The following is a 19,765-nucleotide window of genomic DNA, read 5'->3' as shown; positions in this document are numbered from 1 at the left end:
GGCTTTTAAGCCGTGCTAAGATTGGCGCGTATTGTAGCATGAAGTTTATAAATATCGGGAATGAACTTTGTGTAGTTTCCAAATAAAAAAGCTTATGTTTAACAAAACCATAAGCTTTTTATTTCATTCAAGTTATTTACTTGGCATTAACGTATTTATATCTTTGATAAAATTGGCAGAGTTATTAGTATAAACAGTCGTATGATCTAAATTTGGATCTACCTTGTATTGAATTGTCATCCCTTTGGCTTCAGCTGTTGCTTTTAATAAATCTGTAGCCGCTTTAGGTACAATCTGATCGCTTCCACCTTGATAAATGATCAAAGGCGTAGAAACTTTTTCTGATAAGGGTTGTGACGTCTTATTTAAGAAAGTATCAATTTGAGGCAAATCCATAAACCCAGTTTGGGTACGACCATAATTTTTCAAACTATTACCATTAGCTATAGAGAAATCAGACATATCAACTTGAATCTCATCCTCTATGTCGCCAAAACACTCCCCTTTAATTGTCGGTATAAGTGCCGCCAAATTCCCTTTAAATACAGTCGAATAATCAATCGATGTTTTATGTCCTTGCATACCTTCTACAATTAATAATGTAAATGCGTCTAACGGGGAGTAAATATAACTCTGAGCAGCTGCTGGTTTGCCAACAGCGAACGCTTCACCACCTAGTAAGATTGTTTTTAAATTGGATGCAGGAGCAATCGCAATGGTACCTTTATAATTTAATTGTGCCCGTGATGCATATTGAGCCGCCCCAAGAACTGCCTGCCCACCTTGTGAATGTCCAATAGCCAGCCAATCTTTTGAGACCAATTTTCCTTGGCGACTTAAATAATCTCTGGTTGCAACAACGGCATCGGTAATGGAATATGCTTCACTTTTAACATTAAGGAAAGGATGTGACTCCTTACCGCCTGGCTCTCCCAAACCTTCATAATCGGGTGCTACAATGACATAGCCTTGTGCAAGAAGTTGTTGTAATAAAAATTCTGTCCCCTTTAAACCCTGCTGACTGGGTGCACACTGATCGGCCACACCTGTTGTTCCATGTGCCCACACAATCGTTTTCCACCCGCCTGCTGGTGCAGCAGTTTTAGGCACAAAGATAAGCGCTGTTGCTTGAGTTTCCGTTCCATCTACACCCAGCATTTTATAGGTCATTACGCGACTTTCTGCTGCAATTTCAGACATTCCATCTTGTGTATATTCAGTTGAGGTCACAAAAGGCTTATCAATATTGTTTTTGGGTATTCCATCATCAAATACAATAGGATCATCATCCCCACCACAGGCAGTGAGTAAAAATGCGCTGCTCATTAAAACCGTTAATACATGTTTATTCATCCCTAACTTCCTTGGTTTTTGTTTTTAAATATTTATTTGAATTTTATTGCATGTATTCGCAGCTAACACAATAGGGTGACAGGACAATTACACATTTTGCGAAAAATAAAACGCTTTAAAGTTTTTTGTTTTTAAAATTGAATTAATACTTCGTAAAAAGTTGCGATTTAGCTCAAATACGGGTTATGCAGACAGTAGATAATTATTTTAATTTGATAAAATGTAAATTTGATCAGATCTATGCAGTTTTTTTATTCAGCTATATTTTCATCACCCAAAGCCCAAAGAAGTAACTTTTATAAGTCTTTCGTTTGTTAATGTTCCATTCAAATGATAAATTGACGTTTTAGCCATCTTCCACATGTGATCAGCGATGCAAGCCATTATTCTCGATACCGAAACCCATACCCTAAATGGACAACCGATTGAAATTGCTTACGCACCGATACAAGTGAATGAAGGCAAACTCACACTAGATAAAACCCAAATTTTTGATCAATTTTACAGTGTCGATGAGCCGATTTCTTATGCAGCAATGGCTGTTCATCATATTTTAGAATCAGAATTGGTGGATCAGCCACATTACACCACGTTTCAACTTCCCGAAAATACCACTTATATTATTGGTCACAATATTGATTATGACATTCGTGCAATTGCAAAATGTGGTATCGATACCTCGAATATTAAAGCAATCTGTACTCTTGCCCTTGCACGATTAGTTTGGCCAGAAGCTGAAGCACATAACATTTCAGCACTCATTTATATGATTTCTAAAGGCAGTGAAAAAGCACGTGAGATGATTAAAAAAGCCCATCGTGCAGACATGGATATTATTTTAACGGCAAATATTTTGATGCATCAAATTCATCATTTAAAAATTCAAAATATTGAGGCACTCTATGCGGCTTCCGAAGATGCGCGTATTCCTCGCACAATCAATTTTGGTAAACATCGCGGTTCAGCGATTGCTGATTTGCCTGCTGATTATATGCAATGGCTGCTTCGCCAAGAAGATTTAGATCCCTACCTGCGTAAAGCGATACAGAACACCAATCTTGTCAATTTATAATCTTTTGATTTGTAATATTTTTTAAATCATATTGTCATATCTATCCCCTACAATCTGCTTGAATTTATTTTGGGGGAGTAAATTAAGCAATGTCTCAGTATTATAAAACCGATTTAGGCATTGAAAGTTTAAAACAGCGTTCTATGAATTTGAATGCTCGACAACGACGGCTTTTACTGCTCATTGGTACAGAAGATTTTGATCTACTCAATGAACAGTTTAAACAACGAATTGCCTCACCAGAATTATTGGAGCAATTAATCAATTTGGGATTGATTGCTGATGACGCTCCTTCACATGTTAATTCTTCAAGCATCTTAAAAAGCTTCGAATCTACAAGTGAGATTACTCATCCAAATCAGTTAATCAAAAAAAATCAAGAAAACATGACCGATGCGATTATCACGCATCGAGTAAACGATAATCTCAGTTCTGAAATTCAGGCTGATCTTTCCATTACAGACACTCATCATCCATTAGAAATCAAATTACATACTTTGGGTTTTGACGAAGTAAAACAGTTGATGGCACAGCTACTCCAACAAAATTGTGGCTTAATAGCCAAACAACTGATTAATCGTATTTTACAGGCTTCTGATTTAGCGCAATTGAAATTATGTCAAATGCAGTGGATTACGGCATTACAAGAAAGTCGAATTTCATCGAATGAGTTAAATTTTCATTTAAAGCAAATCAATTTTTCACTACAAAAAATCATGAGTTCATAGCATGCATAGTTTGATTTTTGAGATCAGCAGAATCTATTATTTACTTAAGCGAGTTATTCTTATATAAAAAATCAAAAAAAACGCTTTATTTTAATAATTGATTTATTTCAAAAATTATTTTATGAACTCAATTTCTATTTAGATGATATTAAATTAATTTTAAAACTATTCAACCACACGATAGATACTATCCGACTGGCGACTTTCAAATAGTAATTCAATACTGGGACGAATGGTTTCACCCTTTACAACTATATGTTCAATCCGCTGAAACAATGAGAGTTGATTCAATTCAGCTTGTTGAGGAATTTCTCGAAGTAAAGCTTGAACTTCATGTATTTCACTAAATTGATCTTTAACCTTTATCTCTATCATTTTCGTCATTTTGGAACTCCCTATTCTTGTGTTTAATTGATCTTTTTTATAGCACAAGATATTTTAAAGACCATCATTTAAAATGTTAGATTTTTTGGCAATGTAATTTTTTATAACACTTAATGACGTTTTTTTCTTTATCTAGGAAAACAGAATGTCTTGTAAATTTTAAATATAAATAACAAAAAATTAATCATTCAAATGGGTGCACAATAAAAAAAGCCCACATTTCTGCGGGCTTTTATGTTGGAAGGCTAGTGCTGATTTATTGTTTAACCCTTAAGGTTATAAACTCAACGAGCTGTCATTGATCCGTCCAACTTCCTCGTAGCGTCTGTAACGACCTACTGTATGATCAATATATAACTTTATTTTTCCCTATGCAATAGCGATCAACATTTATACACATCACTCCAATAAAATTCTTATTGTGTAATCATTAATGATCAAAAATTAAAACCACTAAATCGCATTAAAATTAAATATTTATCTTTTTATTGAATCATTTAACATGACTTTCTATAAATTTAAAATAAAAATTTACATTTAGCTTTATCCAGTCATTAATTTTAAAATTTAAAAGTGCTCTTTATATTATTATGCTTATTACAATAAAATAATGAAACTTAACTCAGACATACAAAGTAATTTTTCATTATTGTTTGTATGCCTTATTTTATTATTCTCCCCTTTATTTTTTAAATGATATACCTTAAATGCTGTTCTTAACCAATATACATTCTATAGAGGTACAACATGACAGCCATTAATATTACAGATATTAAAGAACATTCAAACGTTATTGCAGCTTGTGGTACGAAAGTGGGTGATGTAGATCATGTTCAAGGTTCAGATATTAAATTAACCAAACATGGCGATGGTAAGCATCATTTGATTCCTTCTGCTTGGATAGGTGAAATTCGAGACGGGAAAGTCATTTTAAATAAAGACTCTCAAGAAGTAAAAGATACTTGGATTGAAGCATAATTTTTAAATCTCTATTTAATCTATTCTTATCAAAAATATGGAATAGATAAATAAACTCTAAGACTGGTTTCTATAATAGATAGAAATCAGTCTTTTTCATTTCATCAGAACATTAATTTAATGCGTTAAAGCATCTTAGATTATTTTGCATCATATTTTTTTAACCGATAATCCAAAGCGGCTCGGCTAATCCCCAATACACGAGCTGCTTCAGAAACATTACGATTCACTTTTTGCATTACAATATGAATGAGCTGCCTTTCATGCTCTTCCAGGCAAAATCCATCTTGTATGATTGCATTTAAATCTACATTCTCAGGCTTCGATTCACTGTCATGTTGAATTTGAGGAAATAAACTGCTTAATTTAATTTCTTGTTGATGCTCAGTCAGTAAAGTCGCTCGTTCCAACAGATTTTCGAGTTCCCGAATATTGCCAGGCCATTCATAGTTCATCACAAAGTTTTTGGCTTTGTCACTTAAACCTTTTAAAGTCTTTCCATACATATTTTCAAAACGCGATAAGAAGTGCGTAATCAATAACGGAATATCATCACGGCGCTCACGCAGCGGTGGAATAATGACTGGAAAAATGTTTAATCGATAATATAAATCAGCACGGAATCGCCCATCTTTTACGGCTTGTTCCAAATTTTCATTGGTGGCTGCAACCAGACGCACATCAGCCTTTCGAGTTTGATGATCACCTACTCGCTCATATTCTCCTTCTTGTAACATCCGCAATAAAGCTGCTTGTGCACGTGGTGAAAGCTCAATCACTTCATCTAAAAAAATAGTTCCTTGATGGGCACGTTCAAATTTTCCACTCCGAGTTTGCGTTGCACCTGTAAATGCACCTTTTTCTACACCAAAAAGTTCTGCTTCAATTAAATCTGGCGGAATACAGGCACAGTTTACAGCAACAAATGGCTGCCCTTTACGGGAACTACCTTCATGAATCCCTCGTGCAAAAGCTTCCTTACCAACCCCAGTTTCACCTTGCAGTAATACAGCAACCTTGCTACCTGCTGCCTTTTTCAAAAGATCACAGACTTTACGATATGCAACTGATTCACCAATAGAATTGAACATGGTGTAGTCTGCTTCTATATCTGTATAAATATTTTTCTTTAACTCATTCAGTTCCGCCTGTAAGGCAATTAATTCATCAGACACTGGATCGGGTGACATAAACTGGATCAATTCATCGGCATTTTCCCATTCATCTAAAGGTTTACCAATAATTCGACAACAATCATCCCCTTTGGCAACACAATGGGTTTCTTGATAAATAATAGTTTGCCCCATGACCAGACTGGTATAACCACAGGCATAACCCAATAACATCCAACAAGCTGATTCTTCCGAAGCACCAAACTCACTTAAATGAACTTCCGCTTCAAATGAATTTCGCCAGTTAAAATCCGCATAAAATTCATGTTCATCATGACTTAATTGAAGTTCATTGACTTCAACTTGAACCATGCCACGAATACCATGCATTTGCGGTCCAGCCATAAATGCTTCAGCTTCATTTAAATTCGGACGTAATTTAGAAGTGACTTCTGCATCCCTCACACCAGCCTGATAACCCAGACGAATAAAAAAACGCTTAGTCCGTTCCCAACCCAACATGTTATACAAATCTTTTCTTAAAAAGCCCATGATGCTGGTATGCATCAGCAGCATACGATTTTCTTCAAACCAAATTTTTCCATGCTGACTATCAAACTGAATTTTATCCAGTAAATCTTGAATATCTTTGTTTTTCTCCAAAATTTGAGTATAAAAATTCGCATCTTTGGCTTGAGGCATGACTGAATATCCATCCTTGGCTATAGGTCTCCCCCCTATCTTACCCACTTCTAACTAAAAAGTTTTACTACCTTATTATCATAACTTTATACCTATAAGGTATTTTTGAATTAAAACTATAAAATCATATAGATATAAATCACTAGACCTATAAAAAGTATTTTCAAATTCCCCACCTAACCATTCATTATTTGATGAAATCAAACATTTTTATGTTCATCAAATAATGAATTTTTATCGCTCAAATAATATAAAAAAGCAGATAAAAAAACATAAATAATTGATTAATAATAATTAATAAAAGTTGGCATGAGTTTTGATATATCTCTATCAATAAATGCAAGGTTGCATCACTGAAATGATTTCAGTGTAGAGATAAAAGGATGATTCCAATGACTCAAGCGCTACAACATGACCAACTCACCAAATACATTCGTGTAACAGGTGACCGTCATGCCAAGTTCGTTGAATTTGACTTTGCAATCCACGACCCAACACTTTTTGTCGAATTGATTCTCCCTCAGCAAGCTTTTCAGCATTTCTGTGAAATTAATCATGTCATCGAAATGACCGAAGCCCAGCAAGCTTGGAATGATGCCCAAGAAGACAAATGGCGTTATGGCGTAGAACCCACCATGCTCAGCCAAGTCCGTGAACATTTAGATCAAGAAGATCAATCTTAAACTTATAAGGAAATCGTGATGACTTTAGAAATTAAAACCTCCAACCTCGAACCGATTCGTCAAACCTATGCCTATATCGAACGTCGTTTTGGTAAAAAGCCAGCGACGCGTTATCAAGAAGTCAGCTTTGATGTACAAGGGGCAACCAATTTTCATTATCGTCCTTTGTGGAAACAAGATAAAACTTTAAATGATCACACCTATTCTGCCTTACAGATGCAAGATTGGTATGCCTTTAAAGACCCACGTCAATTTTATTATGGTTCATATGTACAGCATCGTGCACGTTTACAAGAAACCGCTGAAGGGAGCTATTCATTTTTTGAAAAACGCCATTTGGTTGAAAACTTAAGTGATGAAGTGAAACAAAGAATCATCACTTGCTTATTGCCATTCCGTTATGTCGAGCAAACTGCCAATCTGCACATGATGTCAGGCAGTGCCTATGGTTATGGTACCGTGATTACTCAAGCTTGTATTTATGCGGCAATGGATCGCTTAGGCATGGCGCAATATTTATCTCGTATTGGTTTACTGATCGATGGCAATACCGGTGAATCGCTTCAGCAAGCCAAAGACAGTTGGATGAATGATGCCGCTTGGCAACCGCTGCGCAAACTATGCGAACAAAGCTTAACCGAACAAGATTGGTTCAAACTGTATGTCCTGCAAAACCTAATCATCGACAGCTTAATTCAAGAACTGGTTTATGGTGAATTGGATCAATGGTTGGTTGAACAAGGCGCACGTGATGTGGCGATGTTGACTGAATTTATGAAGGACTGTTTAACCGATTTACGCAAATGGTCAGATCCTGTTTTAAAAATAGCCGTTGCTGAATCAGAAGAAAATAAAGCCTTAATTCAAGGTTGGATCAATACGCTTTTACCTCAAGTAACAGAAGCTTTTAGTGCATGGGCCACGACCGCACTTGGGAATGCATCGATTGACAATGGCTTAGCCGTGATTGCAGAGCGCTGTAAAAAAGCGGGTTTAACCCTTGAATTAGATTCAGTTGCATAAGGATACGCAGACATGAGCTCAAAAGTTTATTTGGCATTACAAGATAACGATACTTCACGCTACATCATTGAAGCGATTGAACAAGATAACCCAGAAGCCACCATTCAATACCTTCCGGCCATGATCCGTGTGGAAAATATCGGAAAACTTGTGGTTCGTGCAGAAACGGTATCTGAAAAACTAGGACAAGATTGGGACATTCAAGAATTGCAACTCAACATGATCACCTTAGGTGGCAACGTTGATGAAGATGACGACACCTTCACCTTGCAGTGGAATTAATCCCACACAAAAAATACAAGAAGCCAATCGCTTCAACAGATTGAAAAGGATGATCAAGATGAATAGCCAAGCAAAAAGCGCGACTAAAACTGCCACCAAAAAACTAAATGCGAAAGACCGCTACCGGATGTTGACCCGTGATCTGGATTGGGATTTTTCCTATGCAGATCGTAAAGAGGCTTTTCCTTACGAAGAATTTGAAGGGATTAAAATTACGGACTGGTCAAAATGGGAAGACCCGTTCCGTTTAACCATGGATTCGTACTGGAAATATCAGTCAGAAAAAGAGAAAAAACTGTATGCCATTTTTGATGCCTTTTCTCAAAACAATGGTCAGATGAATGTCAGTAATGAACGCTATTTAAATGCCATTAAACTGTTTTTAACCGCCGTCACGCCATTGGAATATCAAGCCTATCAAGGTTATGCGCATGTGGGGCGCCAATTTGGCGGAATCGGCGCACGTATTGCTTCGCAAATGCAATCGATTGATGAACTGCGCCATGTACAGACGCAAATTCATGCCATGAGCCATTACAACAAATTCTTTGACGGCTTCCAAGACTGGGCGCATATGCATGACCGCGTTTGGTACTTGTCTGTACCAAAATCATTCTTTGAAGATGCGCGTTCAGCAGGTCCTTTTGAGTTCTTACTGGCGATTAGTTTCTCCTTTGAATATGTACTCACCAACTTATTGTTCGTGCCATTTATGTCAGGTGCAGCATATAACGGCGATATGGCAACCGTAACCTTTGGTTTTAGTGCGCAGTCGGATGAAGCACGTCACATGACCTTAGGTTTGGAAATTGTCAAATTCTTACTTGAACAGCATGAAGATAACGTTCCGATTGTTCAGGAATGGATTGATAAATGGTTCTGGCGCGGTACTCGCCTGCTGTCTATTGTCGGCATGATGATGGATTACATGTTGCCAAACAAAGTGATGTCTTGGAAAGAAGCATGGGAAACTTATTTCGAAGAAGCGGGTGGCGCATTGTTTAAAGACCTCAGCCGTTACGGTATTCGTATGCCTAAATACTCAGACGTGATTGTGAAAGAAAAAGAACATATTTCACATCAAGCATGGTGGATTTTCTATAACTTTGGTCATGCTGCAGGTTTCCATACTTGGATTCCAACCGATGAAGAAATGGATTGGTTATCTGAAAAATATCCAGATACTTTTGACAAATATTACCGTCCAAAATGGGAATTGGCGCGTAAGTTGGAAGCTGAAGGAAAACGCTTCTATAGCAATGGCTTACCGCAACTGTGTCAAATTTGTCAGATTCCAATGACCTTTACGGAAATGGATGGCGACCCAACCATGTTCAGCTACCGCGACAGTATTTATAAAGGTGAGCGTTACCACACTTGTTCAGACGGCTGTCATGACATTTTTGAACGTGAACCTGAAAAATATATTCAAGCGTGGTTGCCAGTGAACCAAATTTTACAAGGCAACTGTGGCGGTCCCGATTTAGAAAGTATTTTACGTGACTATTACAATTTCAATGTCGGCGCAGACAACATGGATATTGAAGGTTCTCCAGACCAAGAACGTTGGAGAAAATGGAAAGGTCAAACCACTTAAAGAATAAAGGATCAGAAGTCATCTCATGAATAAAAATTTCGAGATGGCTTCACACTCAAGGAATTTAGGAGTTTTCTCATGCCAGTACAAGCGATTCAAAAAAACTATGAATTTGATGCACGTGATGCACAAAAAAATTACGGCGACAACATGCTGCTCTATGTAGGATGGGATCATCACACGCTGTTTTGTGCCGCACATGCTTTTGTGGTCTCGCCACAACAAAGTTTACAGGACTTGATTGATCAGCAAATTCAAGCGGGTTTCAATCAACATCCAGACTTTGAACATATCGATTGGTCAAAAGTGCAATTCACCCTGAATCGTGAACGCTTAACAGATATCGATTTTTCTCAGACTTTGGCTGATTTAAACTTTGATCATAAATCGCTACTGCGCTTTGTGACGCCAGGTTTAGATGGCTACAACGGCACACATGTATAAGGGAGAACGATCATGAGTTATCAAGTCACGATTGAACCTGTCGGCATGACCATTGACGTGGAAGAAGATCAAACCATTTTAGATGCCGCTTTACGTCAAGGGGTTTGGCTACCCTTTGCCTGTGGTCATGGCACCTGTGGGACCTGTAAAGTTCAGGTCACTGACGGTTTTTATGATGTCGGCGAAGCCTCACCTTTTGCGCTGATGGATATTGAGCGTGAAGAAAACAAAGTTCTCGCCTGTTGTTGTAAACCTGAATCTGACATGGTGATTGAAGCCGATGTGGATGAAGATGAGGATTTCTTAGGCTATTTAGTCCAAGACTACCAAGCCAAAGTTTTAGAGATCACACAACTGTCACCGACCATTAAAGGCGTGCGTTTACAGATTGACCGCCCAATGGAATTTCAGGCTGGGCAATATATCAATCTTCAATTACCAAATATTGAAGGAACACGCGCATTTTCTATCGCTAATTCGCCAAGTGAAGAAGGCATTATTGAACTCCATATTCGTCAAGTACAAGGCGGTGCAGCCACCACTTATGTGCATGAAACCCTGAAAGTGGGCGATGAACTAGACGTTTCAGGACCTTATGGACAATTCTTTGTGCGTAAATCCGATGAAAAAGATGCCATCTTTATTGCTGGCGGTTCTGGACTTTCTAGCCCGCAATCAATGATTTTAGATTTATTGGAACAAGGTGATAACCGTACCATTTACTTGTTCCAAGGTGCGCGTGATGTTTCTGAATTGTATAACCATGCAAAATTTGAAAAACTGGTAAAAGACTATCCAAACTTCCGCTACATTCCTGCACTGAATGCCCCTAAAGCAGAAGATCACTGGACAGGATTTACAGGTTTTGTGCATGAAGCCGTAGCAGATTATTTTGAAAATAAATGCAGTGGCCATAAAGCTTATTTATGTGGTCCACCGCCTATGATTGATGCAGCTATTTCAACACTGATGCAAAGTCGTCTCTTTGAAAAAGATATACATACTGAACGTTTCTTAAGTGCTGCAGATGGTGCCTCTAATCAATCGCGTTCCGCTTTATTTAGACATATTTAATCATTCCTGAAATATTAGATGAAATTTAAACTCTAGCTGAATAGCAAAAATCTCATCACGGAATGTAAAAGTAAAAATAATGAACTCCGTTCTCCCGAGTTCTCCCACTTTCGAATGATCTGTTTCTTGTCCGTTCCAGATCATTCGAATCTATTTCTCATCAATCAAAGGATGATCATAATGAACCGTCAACAAATTGATGCTCTCGTGAAAGAAATGAATGTCGATACAGCAACTGGCCCTGTCGATGCGCGTGTACAAAAAATTGTCGTGCGCCTACTCGGTGACTTCTTCCAAGCCATTGAAGATCTTGATATCTCACAATCAGAATTGTGGAAAGGTCTGGAGTATTTTACTGACGCAGGTCAAGCCAACGAACTCGGTCTTTTGGCTGCTGGTCTGGGACTTGAGCATTATCTTGATCTTCGTGCGGATGAAGCTGATGCTAAAGCAGGGATTACGGGTGGTACACCACGTACCATCGAAGGTCCACTTTATGTGGCAGGTGCACCTGAATCAGTCGGCTTTACCCGTATGGATGATGGTTCTGAAACTGATAAAATCCCTACCTTGTTCATCGAAGGGATTGTGAAGGATACTCAAGGCAATATCATTGAAGGCGCTAAAGTTGAAATCTGGCATGCCAACAGTTTAGGTAATTATTCATTCTTTGATAAGTCGCAGTCTGACTTCAACTTACGTCGTACAGTATTAACAGATACTGCAGGTCAATATGTTGCTCAAACGACGATGCCTGTCGGTTATGGTTGTCCTCCACAAGGAACAACGCAGTTTGTGCTAGACAAATTAGGTCGTCATGGAAACCGTCCATCTCATGTGCATTACTTTGTTTCTGCACCGGGCTATCGCAAGTTAACGACGCAATTCAATATTGAAGGCGACCAGTATCTTTGGGATGACTTCGCATTTGCAACACGTGATGGTTTAGTGGCTACAGCTGAAGATGTTACGGATGAAGCTGAGATCGCACGTCGTGGCTTAGACAAACCATTCAAACATATTCAGTTCAATGTTGAACTGAACAAAGATGTGGACGCTGCACCTAGCTCTGAAGTTGAACGTCGTCGCGTAAGCGCTTAATTCTGGTTGAGCATAGAATTAATCACACAAGTCACCAAACAATAAAATAAAAACCACTATCAAGGATTCGTTATGGTTACTCAAAAATTAGCACTAGTGGTGTTATTTTTACCCACGCTACTCTGTAATTTATCCACTCATGCTGCTCCTGCTAAACAGCCAAATGTCCTGGTTATTGTGGCAGATGACTTGGGATTTTCTGACATCCAACCATTTGGCGGAGAAATTTCTACGCCAAATTTAAAAAAATTGGCCAAAGAAGGTGCGGTACTTAGTAACTTTCATGCAGGCCCAACCTGTTCAGTGACACGTTCGATGTTATTAACAGGTAATGACAGCCATCAAGCAGGTCTTGGAAGCATGGCCGAGTTTTTACAACCTGAACAGAAAGGCAAACCAGGGTATGAAGGCCGTTTAAATAATCGCGTGATAACTTTAGCTGAAATATTAAAACCCCAAGGCTATGCCTCTTTTGTCACAGGTAAATGGCATTTAGGTGCAACAGATGACAGCCATGCCAAAGCCAGAGGTTTTGACCGCTCATTTACATTAATGCCTGGTGGTGCTGCGCATATGGATGCGAGCCAAATGTTCCCAGGCAACTATAAAGCACGCTATTTCGAAGACGGTAAAGAAACTAACTTACCTAAAGATTTTTATTCTAGTGATTTCTTTACCACTAAAATGCTTTCTTACCTAGAAAATAACCGTAAAAAAGATCAACCATTTTTCGGTTATTTGGCTTTTACTGCACCTCATTGGCCTTTGCAAGCACCCGATCAATACCTTAAAAAATATGAAGGTCACTATAAAGAAGGTTATGAAAAAATTCGCCAAGCCCGTTTAAAACGCATGATTCAATTGGGGATCATGCCAAAGGGAACAAAAGTGAATAATCCACTCATGGATGTATTCCCTGCTTGGGATAAATTAACTGAAGCCCAAAAACAAGATCAAACCAAAACCATGCAAATCTATGCAGCCATGATCGACAATATGGATCACAATATTGGTCGTGTGATTGACTATTTAAAACGTACCGGTGAACTGGACAATACCCTCATTTTATTCATGTCTGACAATGGTTCTGAATCAGCAACACCCGAGTCTTTAGGCACAACTGAAGATAAAAACGGAATCCGGGAATGGGTCGATGCTACATTTGACAATAGCCCCGAAAATATGGGTAAAAAAGATTCATATGTGACTTTAGGACCACAATGGGCACAAGTTTCATCTACGCCATTGCCTTATTTCAAAAGTATTCTGTCAAATGGCGGCATTCACGTCCCTGCGATTATTCGTTATCCGAATAAAATTAAAGCAGGTCAAATAAATTCAGAAACTATTCATGTCATGGATTTTGTTCCGACCATTCTTGAACTGACGGGTGCTACGCGACCAGATACACTGCATGGACAACCTGTATTGAAAATGGAAGGACGTTCGTTATTGCCTATTTTTAAAGGAAAAGTGCTGCCTGAACGTACTTTAGGTTGGGAATTTAATACTCGCCGTGCTTTATATAAAGGCGATTGGGCAGTACAACTTCAAGTGCCACCTTATGGCACGGGAGAATGGGAACTCTACAATCGTAAATTAGATCCATCTTATCGTATCAATTTAGCGGCTCAAAACCCGAGTAAAACCCAAGAACTTGCGCAAGACTGGTCAGATTATGCCAAACGTGTTGGCGTAGTTGATGCACCAGTACGTTATAAATACGGTCAAATGAACTGTTTTTATGACAAATGTATAGAGCCTGAGTTTCTAAAAAAACTATCAGAGCAAAAATAGATTTTTAATTCAAACAGTATTTTAAAATTAGGTTCATCTGTTTACTTTTTCAGATGAGCCTATTTTTTTAAAATCAGAAACCTGAAGCATAGTCAGTAAATTAGGCATAGATACATGACACTCATGTAGATTATTCTGTGCTCTATAGCCCTTTAGATCTTGTATGTAACTTTTCTTATTCGATCATAATGAGCTTAAAAAATTATTTAAGCTCAACACATTTATAAAAATTAAAAATCGATGAGTTTATATTTTGATTTCGTTTAAAGTTTTTGAATAACCAAAATCAGGATTGTTAACAGAGCTAATTGCACATTTTCTTATTTATTGGACTGCTCATTTAGGTATTTTTACAACGTCCTCATCATATTTTATTGGACAACACCAGATAATAAATTCGGGGAATTTTTTTATTTTGAATTAATTTGCTGGAGTGAAATACGGAAATGGTGCGCTCAGCGGGACTCGAACCCACGCCACAGGCTTCGGAGACCTGTACTCTATCCAGTTGAGCTATGAGCGCGCGTGCACATCATAACAAAAAAAACTATAAGGTAAAGTACCTATATAAATTGATTCATCTTTTGTGCTTATAGTTTAAACAATATCTCAATATTGAAACGCAGAATTCCACCTGAATTACTTGGTTTATTATGCAAGATCACTCACAATACCCATATTATTCACTCTGTGAGAATTTTATGACTGATGCATTGACCTTGAGAGAGTTATCAAAAACTTATCGAAATGGTTTTCAGGCACTTAAAGGAATTGACTTAACTGTGCCTGAAGGTGAGTTTTATGCCCTTCTTGGACCCAATGGCGCAGGTAAATCTACCACCATCAGCATTATTAGCTCACTGACCAAGAAAACTTCGGGTACGGTTGAAATTTTTGGACATAATTTGGATAGTCATCCATCTAATGCCAAACAATGCTTAGGCGTTGTTCCACAAGAATTTAATTTCGGTCAATTCGAAAAAACCTTTGATATTTTAGTTACTCAAGCTGGGTACTACGGAATTCCCAAAAAAATTGCCGAACAACGTGCCGAACAATATTTAGAAAAACTGGGACTTTGGGATAAACGTGCCGTTCAGGCCCGAATGCTGTCTGGGGGCATGAAAAGACGTTTGATGATCGCACGAGCAATGATGCATCAACCTAAGTTACTCATTTTAGATGAACCTACTGCGGGTGTAGATATTGAATTGCGTCGTTCCATGTGGGATTTCCTTACTGAAATGAATGAGCAAGGCACGTCTATTATTTTAACCACCCACTATTTAGAAGAAGCTGAAATGCTGTGCCGTCGTATTGCGATTATTGATCGAGGCGTGATTAAGGAAGATACCAGTATGAAATCTTTCCTCAATCAGCTGAGTGAGGAATCCTTCATTTTCGATTTAGTTGAACCTATTCAACCGATTCATATTGACATTATTGGCGTACGTTTTAATTTGATTGACTCTGTCACCTTAGAAGTCACTATGGACAAAGCTCACACTTTAAATGAGCTATTCCAACTGTTAGAAGCTCAAGGCATACAAGTAGCCAGCATGCGCACTAAATCAAATCGACTTGAAGAATTGTTTGTAAAAATGGTTGAAAAAAATCTTGAAGGAGCTACGTCATGAATTTCAATCAGTTATGCGTAGCACTTTATACCTTGGTACATAAAGAAGTACGCCGCTTTATGCGTATTTGGCCACAAACTTTACTTCCACCTGCCATCACCATGAGTCTTTATTTTGTGATTTTTGGTAATTTGGTCGGATCTCGTATTGGGCAAATGGGTGGTTTCAGCTACATGCAGTTTATCGTACCTGGCTTAATTATGATGGCAGTGATTACCAATAGTTATGCCAATGTGTCTTCCAGTTATTTTAGTGCCAAGTTTCAAAAAAGCATTGAAGAACTGATTATGAGTCCTGTGCCTTTACACATGATTCTTTGGGGATATGTGATTGGTGGGGTTTGTCGTGGGGTCTTGGTCGGTATTATTGTGACTGCAATGAGCCTGTTTTTCACCGACCTTTACATTACCAATTGGTTTGTAACGATTTATACCGTTTTAATTACCTCGCTATTGTTTTCTTTAGGCGGTCTTATTAATGCAGTTTATGCCAAATCCTTTGACGATATTTCAATTATTCCAACCTTTGTGCTAACACCACTTACTTATTTAGGTGGGGTATTTTATGCGATTAGTGCTTTAACGCCATTTTGGCAAAATCTCTCTTTAATTAACCCGATCGTATATATGGTCAATGCTTTCCGTTTTGGTATTCTAGGACACAGCGATGTCAATGTGTCTATTTCATTAAGTGTGATTACTTGCTGTTGTATTGCACTTTACGGTATTGCTTACTATTTACTGTCTCGTGGTTCAGGAATGCGTGAATAATGACTGTAGAACTTTCTTTACTCGGTAAAGACACTCACTATCCAACTCAATATCAACCAGATATTTTATTTGCTATTGCACGTGCTCAATCACGTGAAAAATATGCACATATTGAAGGCATTCAACAAGGGCAGGATTGGTGGCATGTTTTTGAAATTTCTTGGCTAAATCCACAAGGTATTCCCCAAGTCGCCATTGGTCGCATTTCAGTACCTGCAACCTCTCCCAATTTGCTCGAATCAAAATCGTTAAAACTCTATTTTAACAGTATGAACTTTACCGAATTTGACTCTAAAGAAACTTTCATTAGCGTCGTAGAAAAAGATTTATCTGCGGCGGCAGGTGCAGCGGTCAGCCTAAGTCTATTCCAAGCCGATGACTTAGAGGTTTCAAAACCTGAAGGCATTAATATTGATGACTTGCTTCCTGAACGTTTAGAAAATCATCCAGATTCGACACTATTAAAGCTTGATACAGAAAATAGCGAACATGTTGAAGTACAACTGTATTCACATTTGCTTCGGAGTAACTGCCCTGTAACGGGACAACCAGACTGGGGTACAGTTTTTATTCGCTATCAGGGCAAAAAACCTTGTTATCGCAGTATTTTAGCTTATATTATTTCCTATCGTCAGCATAATGGCTTTCACGAGCAATGTGTGGAACAAATCTTTGCAGATCTTTGGCAAATTTTTGCGCCACAAAAGCTGATGGTATATGCAACTTATACACGTCGTGGTGGATTAGATATTAATCCTTGTCGTGTTTCAGATTTCACATGGATGCCTCGCCCCATTCGTTTGGCGCGACAGTAAAATAAAGAACAATGAGGTTTTAAACATGCCCTTTTTTGGTTTTATCCCTTCTGATGAACTATTAGCCAGTATTCAAACAGGTCAGGAAAAGAAAAATTCGAGTGAACCGCTTTATCCCTTACGTGATAAAACAGCGTTACTGATCAATGACGAAATTATTGATGCCGTTTTGACTGAACTGGTTCGTCGTTTTCCACCTAGCGATAAACGCGATACCGCAGAGAAACTTGCAGGTTATATCAAATCAACTGTTGCGGTGTTATTGAAACAGTTGCTCGGAAAATCTTCAAATGATGTGGTAAAACAATCGATCGAATTTTCTGAAAGAAGCTTATTTAAAGATGCAGATGGTAATTTCCGCGTCGGTGAACCTTTAGATGCAAGTTTAGTCATCAATCTTAAAAATAGTTTTGCAGAAATTAAAGCTGGCAATGAAGTTGATAAAGCAGTTTTAACCGAACTTTACAAACAGTTCGCTGAAGCGACTGTGCGTCACTTTATGAGTGACTTTAACAAAACCCTTGATTTAGGTATGATTAAGCGTAAAGCAGCTGATATTGGCGCTGCTGCTGTGACCAAAGCCGTTCATATTGCTGTGAATAAAATTATTCCCAATTTGAACAAGGAAGAATTAAAGCAACTGGCCGAATATCATGATACTTTATTTCATGTATAACCATGTCTAAATCTAAAAAACCTAGCTTTTGCTAGGTTTTTTATTGAAATAAAAATGTCATTATTGCCTATCGTATTTTAATCATTTTTTTTAAATTCGCTCTATTTGATTGAGTAAATAGCAGCTTAGTTAACTGGATCATTAACTTGAAATATAAAATATTTAATTTACTGATCTGGTGAATTCTATAAATTGGACTTTTAGCATTATAACGTCGAATTTTTATCTTAAAAATTTATAGCTACATTTAAATTGACTTCATAATCATTTAGCATCCTTCATCAATAGATGCGCTTTGTGGTTTTTTATATGACGATTTGTTAATCCTCTACTAGTCGATGATATGTTACTTCTTATATAGATTTTGGCTGTATGTCTACACTTTATTATTGAAGTAATTTTTGACCTTAATCGCTGTTTTTAGCGTCGCACTCTCTAATCGTACACAGATCATGTTTTTGGAACTTCGAGCAATATGTTAAATATTCACTTTTATAACAAGATTAAGCGTTTTTCTTTGCTTTGTGGTGCTTTTTCTATTACCAGTTTCTGTCAGGCCAACGATTTTTATAATCACCCTAGCTATAACAGTTTTAAACAGAAAACCATGCAAACTTATGGTCTGACTGCACAGCAAGTAGACTGGTCAATGAATGGTTCTAAAAACCTACCCAATATTATCAATATTATGAATCGTCCTGGCGAAAGCAAACCGTGGTACGAATATAAAACAAATTTTATGGCCGAAGGAACCATTCAACGCGGCATACGCTTTAAAAATCAATATGCAGACACCTTAAATCGTGCCGAGCAGCAATTTGGCGTACCTCAATCTGTTATTCTTGGAATTTTAGGTGTAGAAACTGGTTTTGGTGCCAATAAAGGGAATTTTATTACCCGTGATGCTTTAGCAACTTTAGGGTTTGGATACGAACGCCGCGCTCAATATTTTCAAGATGAACTTTCAGCACTGATTGCTTGGTCATATAAAGATGATGTGCCTACACAATCCGTGGTGGGTTCTTATGCAGGTGCGATTGGTTACCCTCAATTTATGCCGAGTAATATTCCTAAATTTGGCGTTGATTATGACGGCAATGGACATATTGATTTGAGAAATTCTGCAGTAGATGCAATTGGTTCAATTGCAAATTATTTAGCCCAACATGGTTGGCAACGTAATCAACCGATTGGATTCGCTGCGCGATATACAGGGAACAATCCTGAGGCAGTAATTGCTAAAAACTTAGAACAACCTACGCCTTATGGCATTCTTAAAAATCAGAATATTAGTCCAATCAATCCTATTGTTAAAATTGATGATTTAGACATGGTCAATATCATTCAACTGCAAGAACGTTATGGAGCTATTTACTACATTACTTACCCTAATTTTCAAGTGATTACGACCTACAATAAAAGTCGTATGTATGCCACAGCAGTGTGGCAATTAGGCACTGAAATTGCGAGCCGATAAACACATGTTTTACTAAAGAACACAAAAGTCAATCATTTTTTATGCAAAATAGCGCACATA

The 19,765-nt window shown here is 37.8% G+C and carries 19 protein-coding genes and 1 tRNA gene; 16 read left to right on the top strand and 4 right to left on the bottom strand.

The window, feature by feature from the left end:
* Positions 1 to 132: 132 nt before the first annotated feature.
* Entirely contained in the window at positions 133 to 1,353 is a 1,221-nt protein-coding gene (locus tag GA0116959_RS02185; protein WP_092717903.1) for an alpha/beta hydrolase family protein, read from the bottom strand.
* Between the two features lie 373 nt (positions 1,354 to 1,726).
* On the opposite strand from GA0116959_RS02185, the gene GA0116959_RS02180 reads away from it, so the two are divergent.
* Together GA0116959_RS02180 and GA0116959_RS02175 are read left to right on the top strand one after the other, a co-directional pair.
* The gene (locus GA0116959_RS02180) at positions 1,727 to 2,425 is read left to right on the top strand and encodes an exonuclease domain-containing protein (protein WP_092717900.1); all 699 of its coding nucleotides are present in this window, start codon (positions 1,727 to 1,729) and stop codon (positions 2,423 to 2,425) included.
* A gap of 89 nt (positions 2,426 to 2,514) precedes the next feature.
* Positions 2,515 to 3,153 carry a hypothetical protein gene (locus GA0116959_RS02175; protein ID WP_092717897.1) on the top strand — a complete coding sequence of 213 codons (639 nt, stop codon included), beginning with the start codon at positions 2,515 to 2,517 and terminating at the stop codon, positions 3,151 to 3,153.
* Positions 3,154 to 3,318: 165 nt separating this feature from the next.
* Here GA0116959_RS02175 and GA0116959_RS02170 read toward each other — a convergent pair whose 3' ends face one another.
* The gene (locus GA0116959_RS02170; protein WP_053579954.1) at positions 3,319 to 3,537 is read right to left on the bottom strand and encodes a hypothetical protein; all 219 of its coding nucleotides are present in this window, start codon (positions 3,535 to 3,537) and stop codon (positions 3,319 to 3,321) included.
* A gap of 747 nt (positions 3,538 to 4,284) precedes the next feature.
* Between GA0116959_RS02170 and GA0116959_RS02165 the strand changes: the two genes are divergently transcribed.
* A complete protein-coding gene (locus GA0116959_RS02165; protein ID WP_092717894.1) occupies positions 4,285 to 4,515 on the top strand; it encodes a DUF2171 domain-containing protein in 231 nt (76 codons plus the stop codon).
* Positions 4,516 to 4,655: 140 nt separating this feature from the next.
* Here GA0116959_RS02165 and mobR read toward each other — a convergent pair whose 3' ends face one another.
* Positions 4,656 to 6,329, bottom strand: a complete 1,674-nt coding sequence (gene mobR / locus GA0116959_RS02160; protein ID WP_092717889.1) for a phenol degradation transcriptional regulator MobR — start codon at positions 6,327 to 6,329, stop codon at positions 4,656 to 4,658.
* A 392-nt stretch (positions 6,330 to 6,721) separates the two neighbouring features.
* Between mobR and GA0116959_RS02155 the strand changes: the two genes are divergently transcribed.
* The 8 genes from GA0116959_RS02155 to GA0116959_RS02120 all read left to right on the top strand — a co-directional run bounded on the left by GA0116959_RS02155 (position 6,722) and on the right by GA0116959_RS02120 (position 14,330).
* On the top strand, positions 6,722 to 7,012 hold the full coding sequence (locus tag GA0116959_RS02155; protein WP_092717886.1) for a phenol hydroxylase subunit: 291 nt from the start codon (positions 6,722 to 6,724) through the stop codon (positions 7,010 to 7,012).
* Positions 7,013 to 7,030: 18 nt separating this feature from the next.
* Positions 7,031 to 8,035: an aromatic/alkene monooxygenase hydroxylase subunit beta gene (locus tag GA0116959_RS02150; protein ID WP_092717883.1), complete on the top strand. Its 1,005-nt coding sequence runs from the start codon at positions 7,031 to 7,033 to the stop codon at positions 8,033 to 8,035.
* A gap of 12 nt (positions 8,036 to 8,047) precedes the next feature.
* Positions 8,048 to 8,317 carry an MmoB/DmpM family protein gene (locus tag GA0116959_RS02145; RefSeq protein WP_068886232.1) on the top strand — a complete coding sequence of 90 codons (270 nt, stop codon included), beginning with the start codon at positions 8,048 to 8,050 and terminating at the stop codon, positions 8,315 to 8,317.
* A gap of 58 nt (positions 8,318 to 8,375) precedes the next feature.
* Positions 8,376 to 9,914 carry an aromatic/alkene/methane monooxygenase hydroxylase/oxygenase subunit alpha gene (locus tag GA0116959_RS02140; RefSeq protein WP_092717879.1) on the top strand — a complete coding sequence of 513 codons (1,539 nt, stop codon included), beginning with the start codon at positions 8,376 to 8,378 and terminating at the stop codon, positions 9,912 to 9,914.
* 78 nt (positions 9,915 to 9,992) lie between these two features.
* The gene (locus GA0116959_RS02135; protein WP_092717876.1) at positions 9,993 to 10,358 is read left to right on the top strand and encodes a phenol hydroxylase subunit P4; all 366 of its coding nucleotides are present in this window, start codon (positions 9,993 to 9,995) and stop codon (positions 10,356 to 10,358) included.
* A gap of 12 nt (positions 10,359 to 10,370) precedes the next feature.
* Positions 10,371 to 11,432: an NADH:ubiquinone reductase (Na(+)-transporting) subunit F gene (locus GA0116959_RS02130; RefSeq protein ID WP_092717874.1), complete on the top strand. Its 1,062-nt coding sequence runs from the start codon at positions 10,371 to 10,373 to the stop codon at positions 11,430 to 11,432.
* A 180-nt stretch (positions 11,433 to 11,612) separates the two neighbouring features.
* Positions 11,613 to 12,533: a catechol 1,2-dioxygenase gene (gene catA / locus GA0116959_RS02125; RefSeq protein ID WP_092717872.1), complete on the top strand. Its 921-nt coding sequence runs from the start codon at positions 11,613 to 11,615 to the stop codon at positions 12,531 to 12,533.
* Between the two features lie 72 nt (positions 12,534 to 12,605).
* On the top strand, positions 12,606 to 14,330 hold the full coding sequence (locus GA0116959_RS02120) for an arylsulfatase (RefSeq protein WP_092717869.1): 1,725 nt from the start codon (positions 12,606 to 12,608) through the stop codon (positions 14,328 to 14,330).
* A 447-nt stretch (positions 14,331 to 14,777) separates the two neighbouring features.
* On the opposite strand, the gene GA0116959_RS02115 is transcribed toward GA0116959_RS02120, so the two are convergent.
* Positions 14,778 to 14,853: transfer RNA gene (locus GA0116959_RS02115), tRNA-Arg, on the bottom strand.
* A gap of 178 nt (positions 14,854 to 15,031) precedes the next feature.
* On the opposite strand from GA0116959_RS02115, the gene GA0116959_RS02110 reads away from it, so the two are divergent.
* The 5 genes from GA0116959_RS02110 to mltB all read left to right on the top strand — a co-directional run bounded on the left by GA0116959_RS02110 (position 15,032) and on the right by mltB (position 19,705).
* Positions 15,032 to 15,967 carry an ABC transporter ATP-binding protein gene (locus tag GA0116959_RS02110; protein WP_092717866.1) on the top strand — a complete coding sequence of 312 codons (936 nt, stop codon included), beginning with the start codon at positions 15,032 to 15,034 and terminating at the stop codon, positions 15,965 to 15,967.
* A complete protein-coding gene (locus GA0116959_RS02105) occupies positions 15,964 to 16,737 on the top strand; it encodes an ABC transporter permease (protein WP_053579950.1) in 774 nt (257 codons plus the stop codon). Before GA0116959_RS02110 ends, GA0116959_RS02105 begins: the two co-directional genes overlap by 4 nt.
* A complete protein-coding gene (gene queF, locus GA0116959_RS02100; RefSeq protein ID WP_092717864.1) occupies positions 16,737 to 17,552 on the top strand; it encodes an NADPH-dependent 7-cyano-7-deazaguanine reductase QueF in 816 nt (271 codons plus the stop codon). The genes GA0116959_RS02105 and queF overlap by 1 nt, the downstream gene beginning before the upstream one ends.
* Before the next feature lie 25 nt (positions 17,553 to 17,577).
* Positions 17,578 to 18,228, top strand: a complete 651-nt coding sequence (locus GA0116959_RS02095) for a hypothetical protein (RefSeq protein WP_092717861.1) — start codon at positions 17,578 to 17,580, stop codon at positions 18,226 to 18,228.
* 475 nt (positions 18,229 to 18,703) lie between these two features.
* A complete protein-coding gene (gene mltB, locus GA0116959_RS02090; RefSeq protein WP_092717859.1) occupies positions 18,704 to 19,705 on the top strand; it encodes a lytic murein transglycosylase B in 1,002 nt (333 codons plus the stop codon).
* The last annotated feature ends 60 nt before the right edge of the window (positions 19,706 to 19,765 follow it).

It is taken from the genome of Acinetobacter albensis (assembly GCF_900095025.1).
Taxonomy (GTDB): Bacteria; Pseudomonadota; Gammaproteobacteria; order Pseudomonadales; family Moraxellaceae; genus Acinetobacter; species Acinetobacter albensis.
The sequence above is the reverse complement of the archived record's forward strand: the minus strand, read 5'-3'. Positions and strand labels throughout refer to the sequence as shown.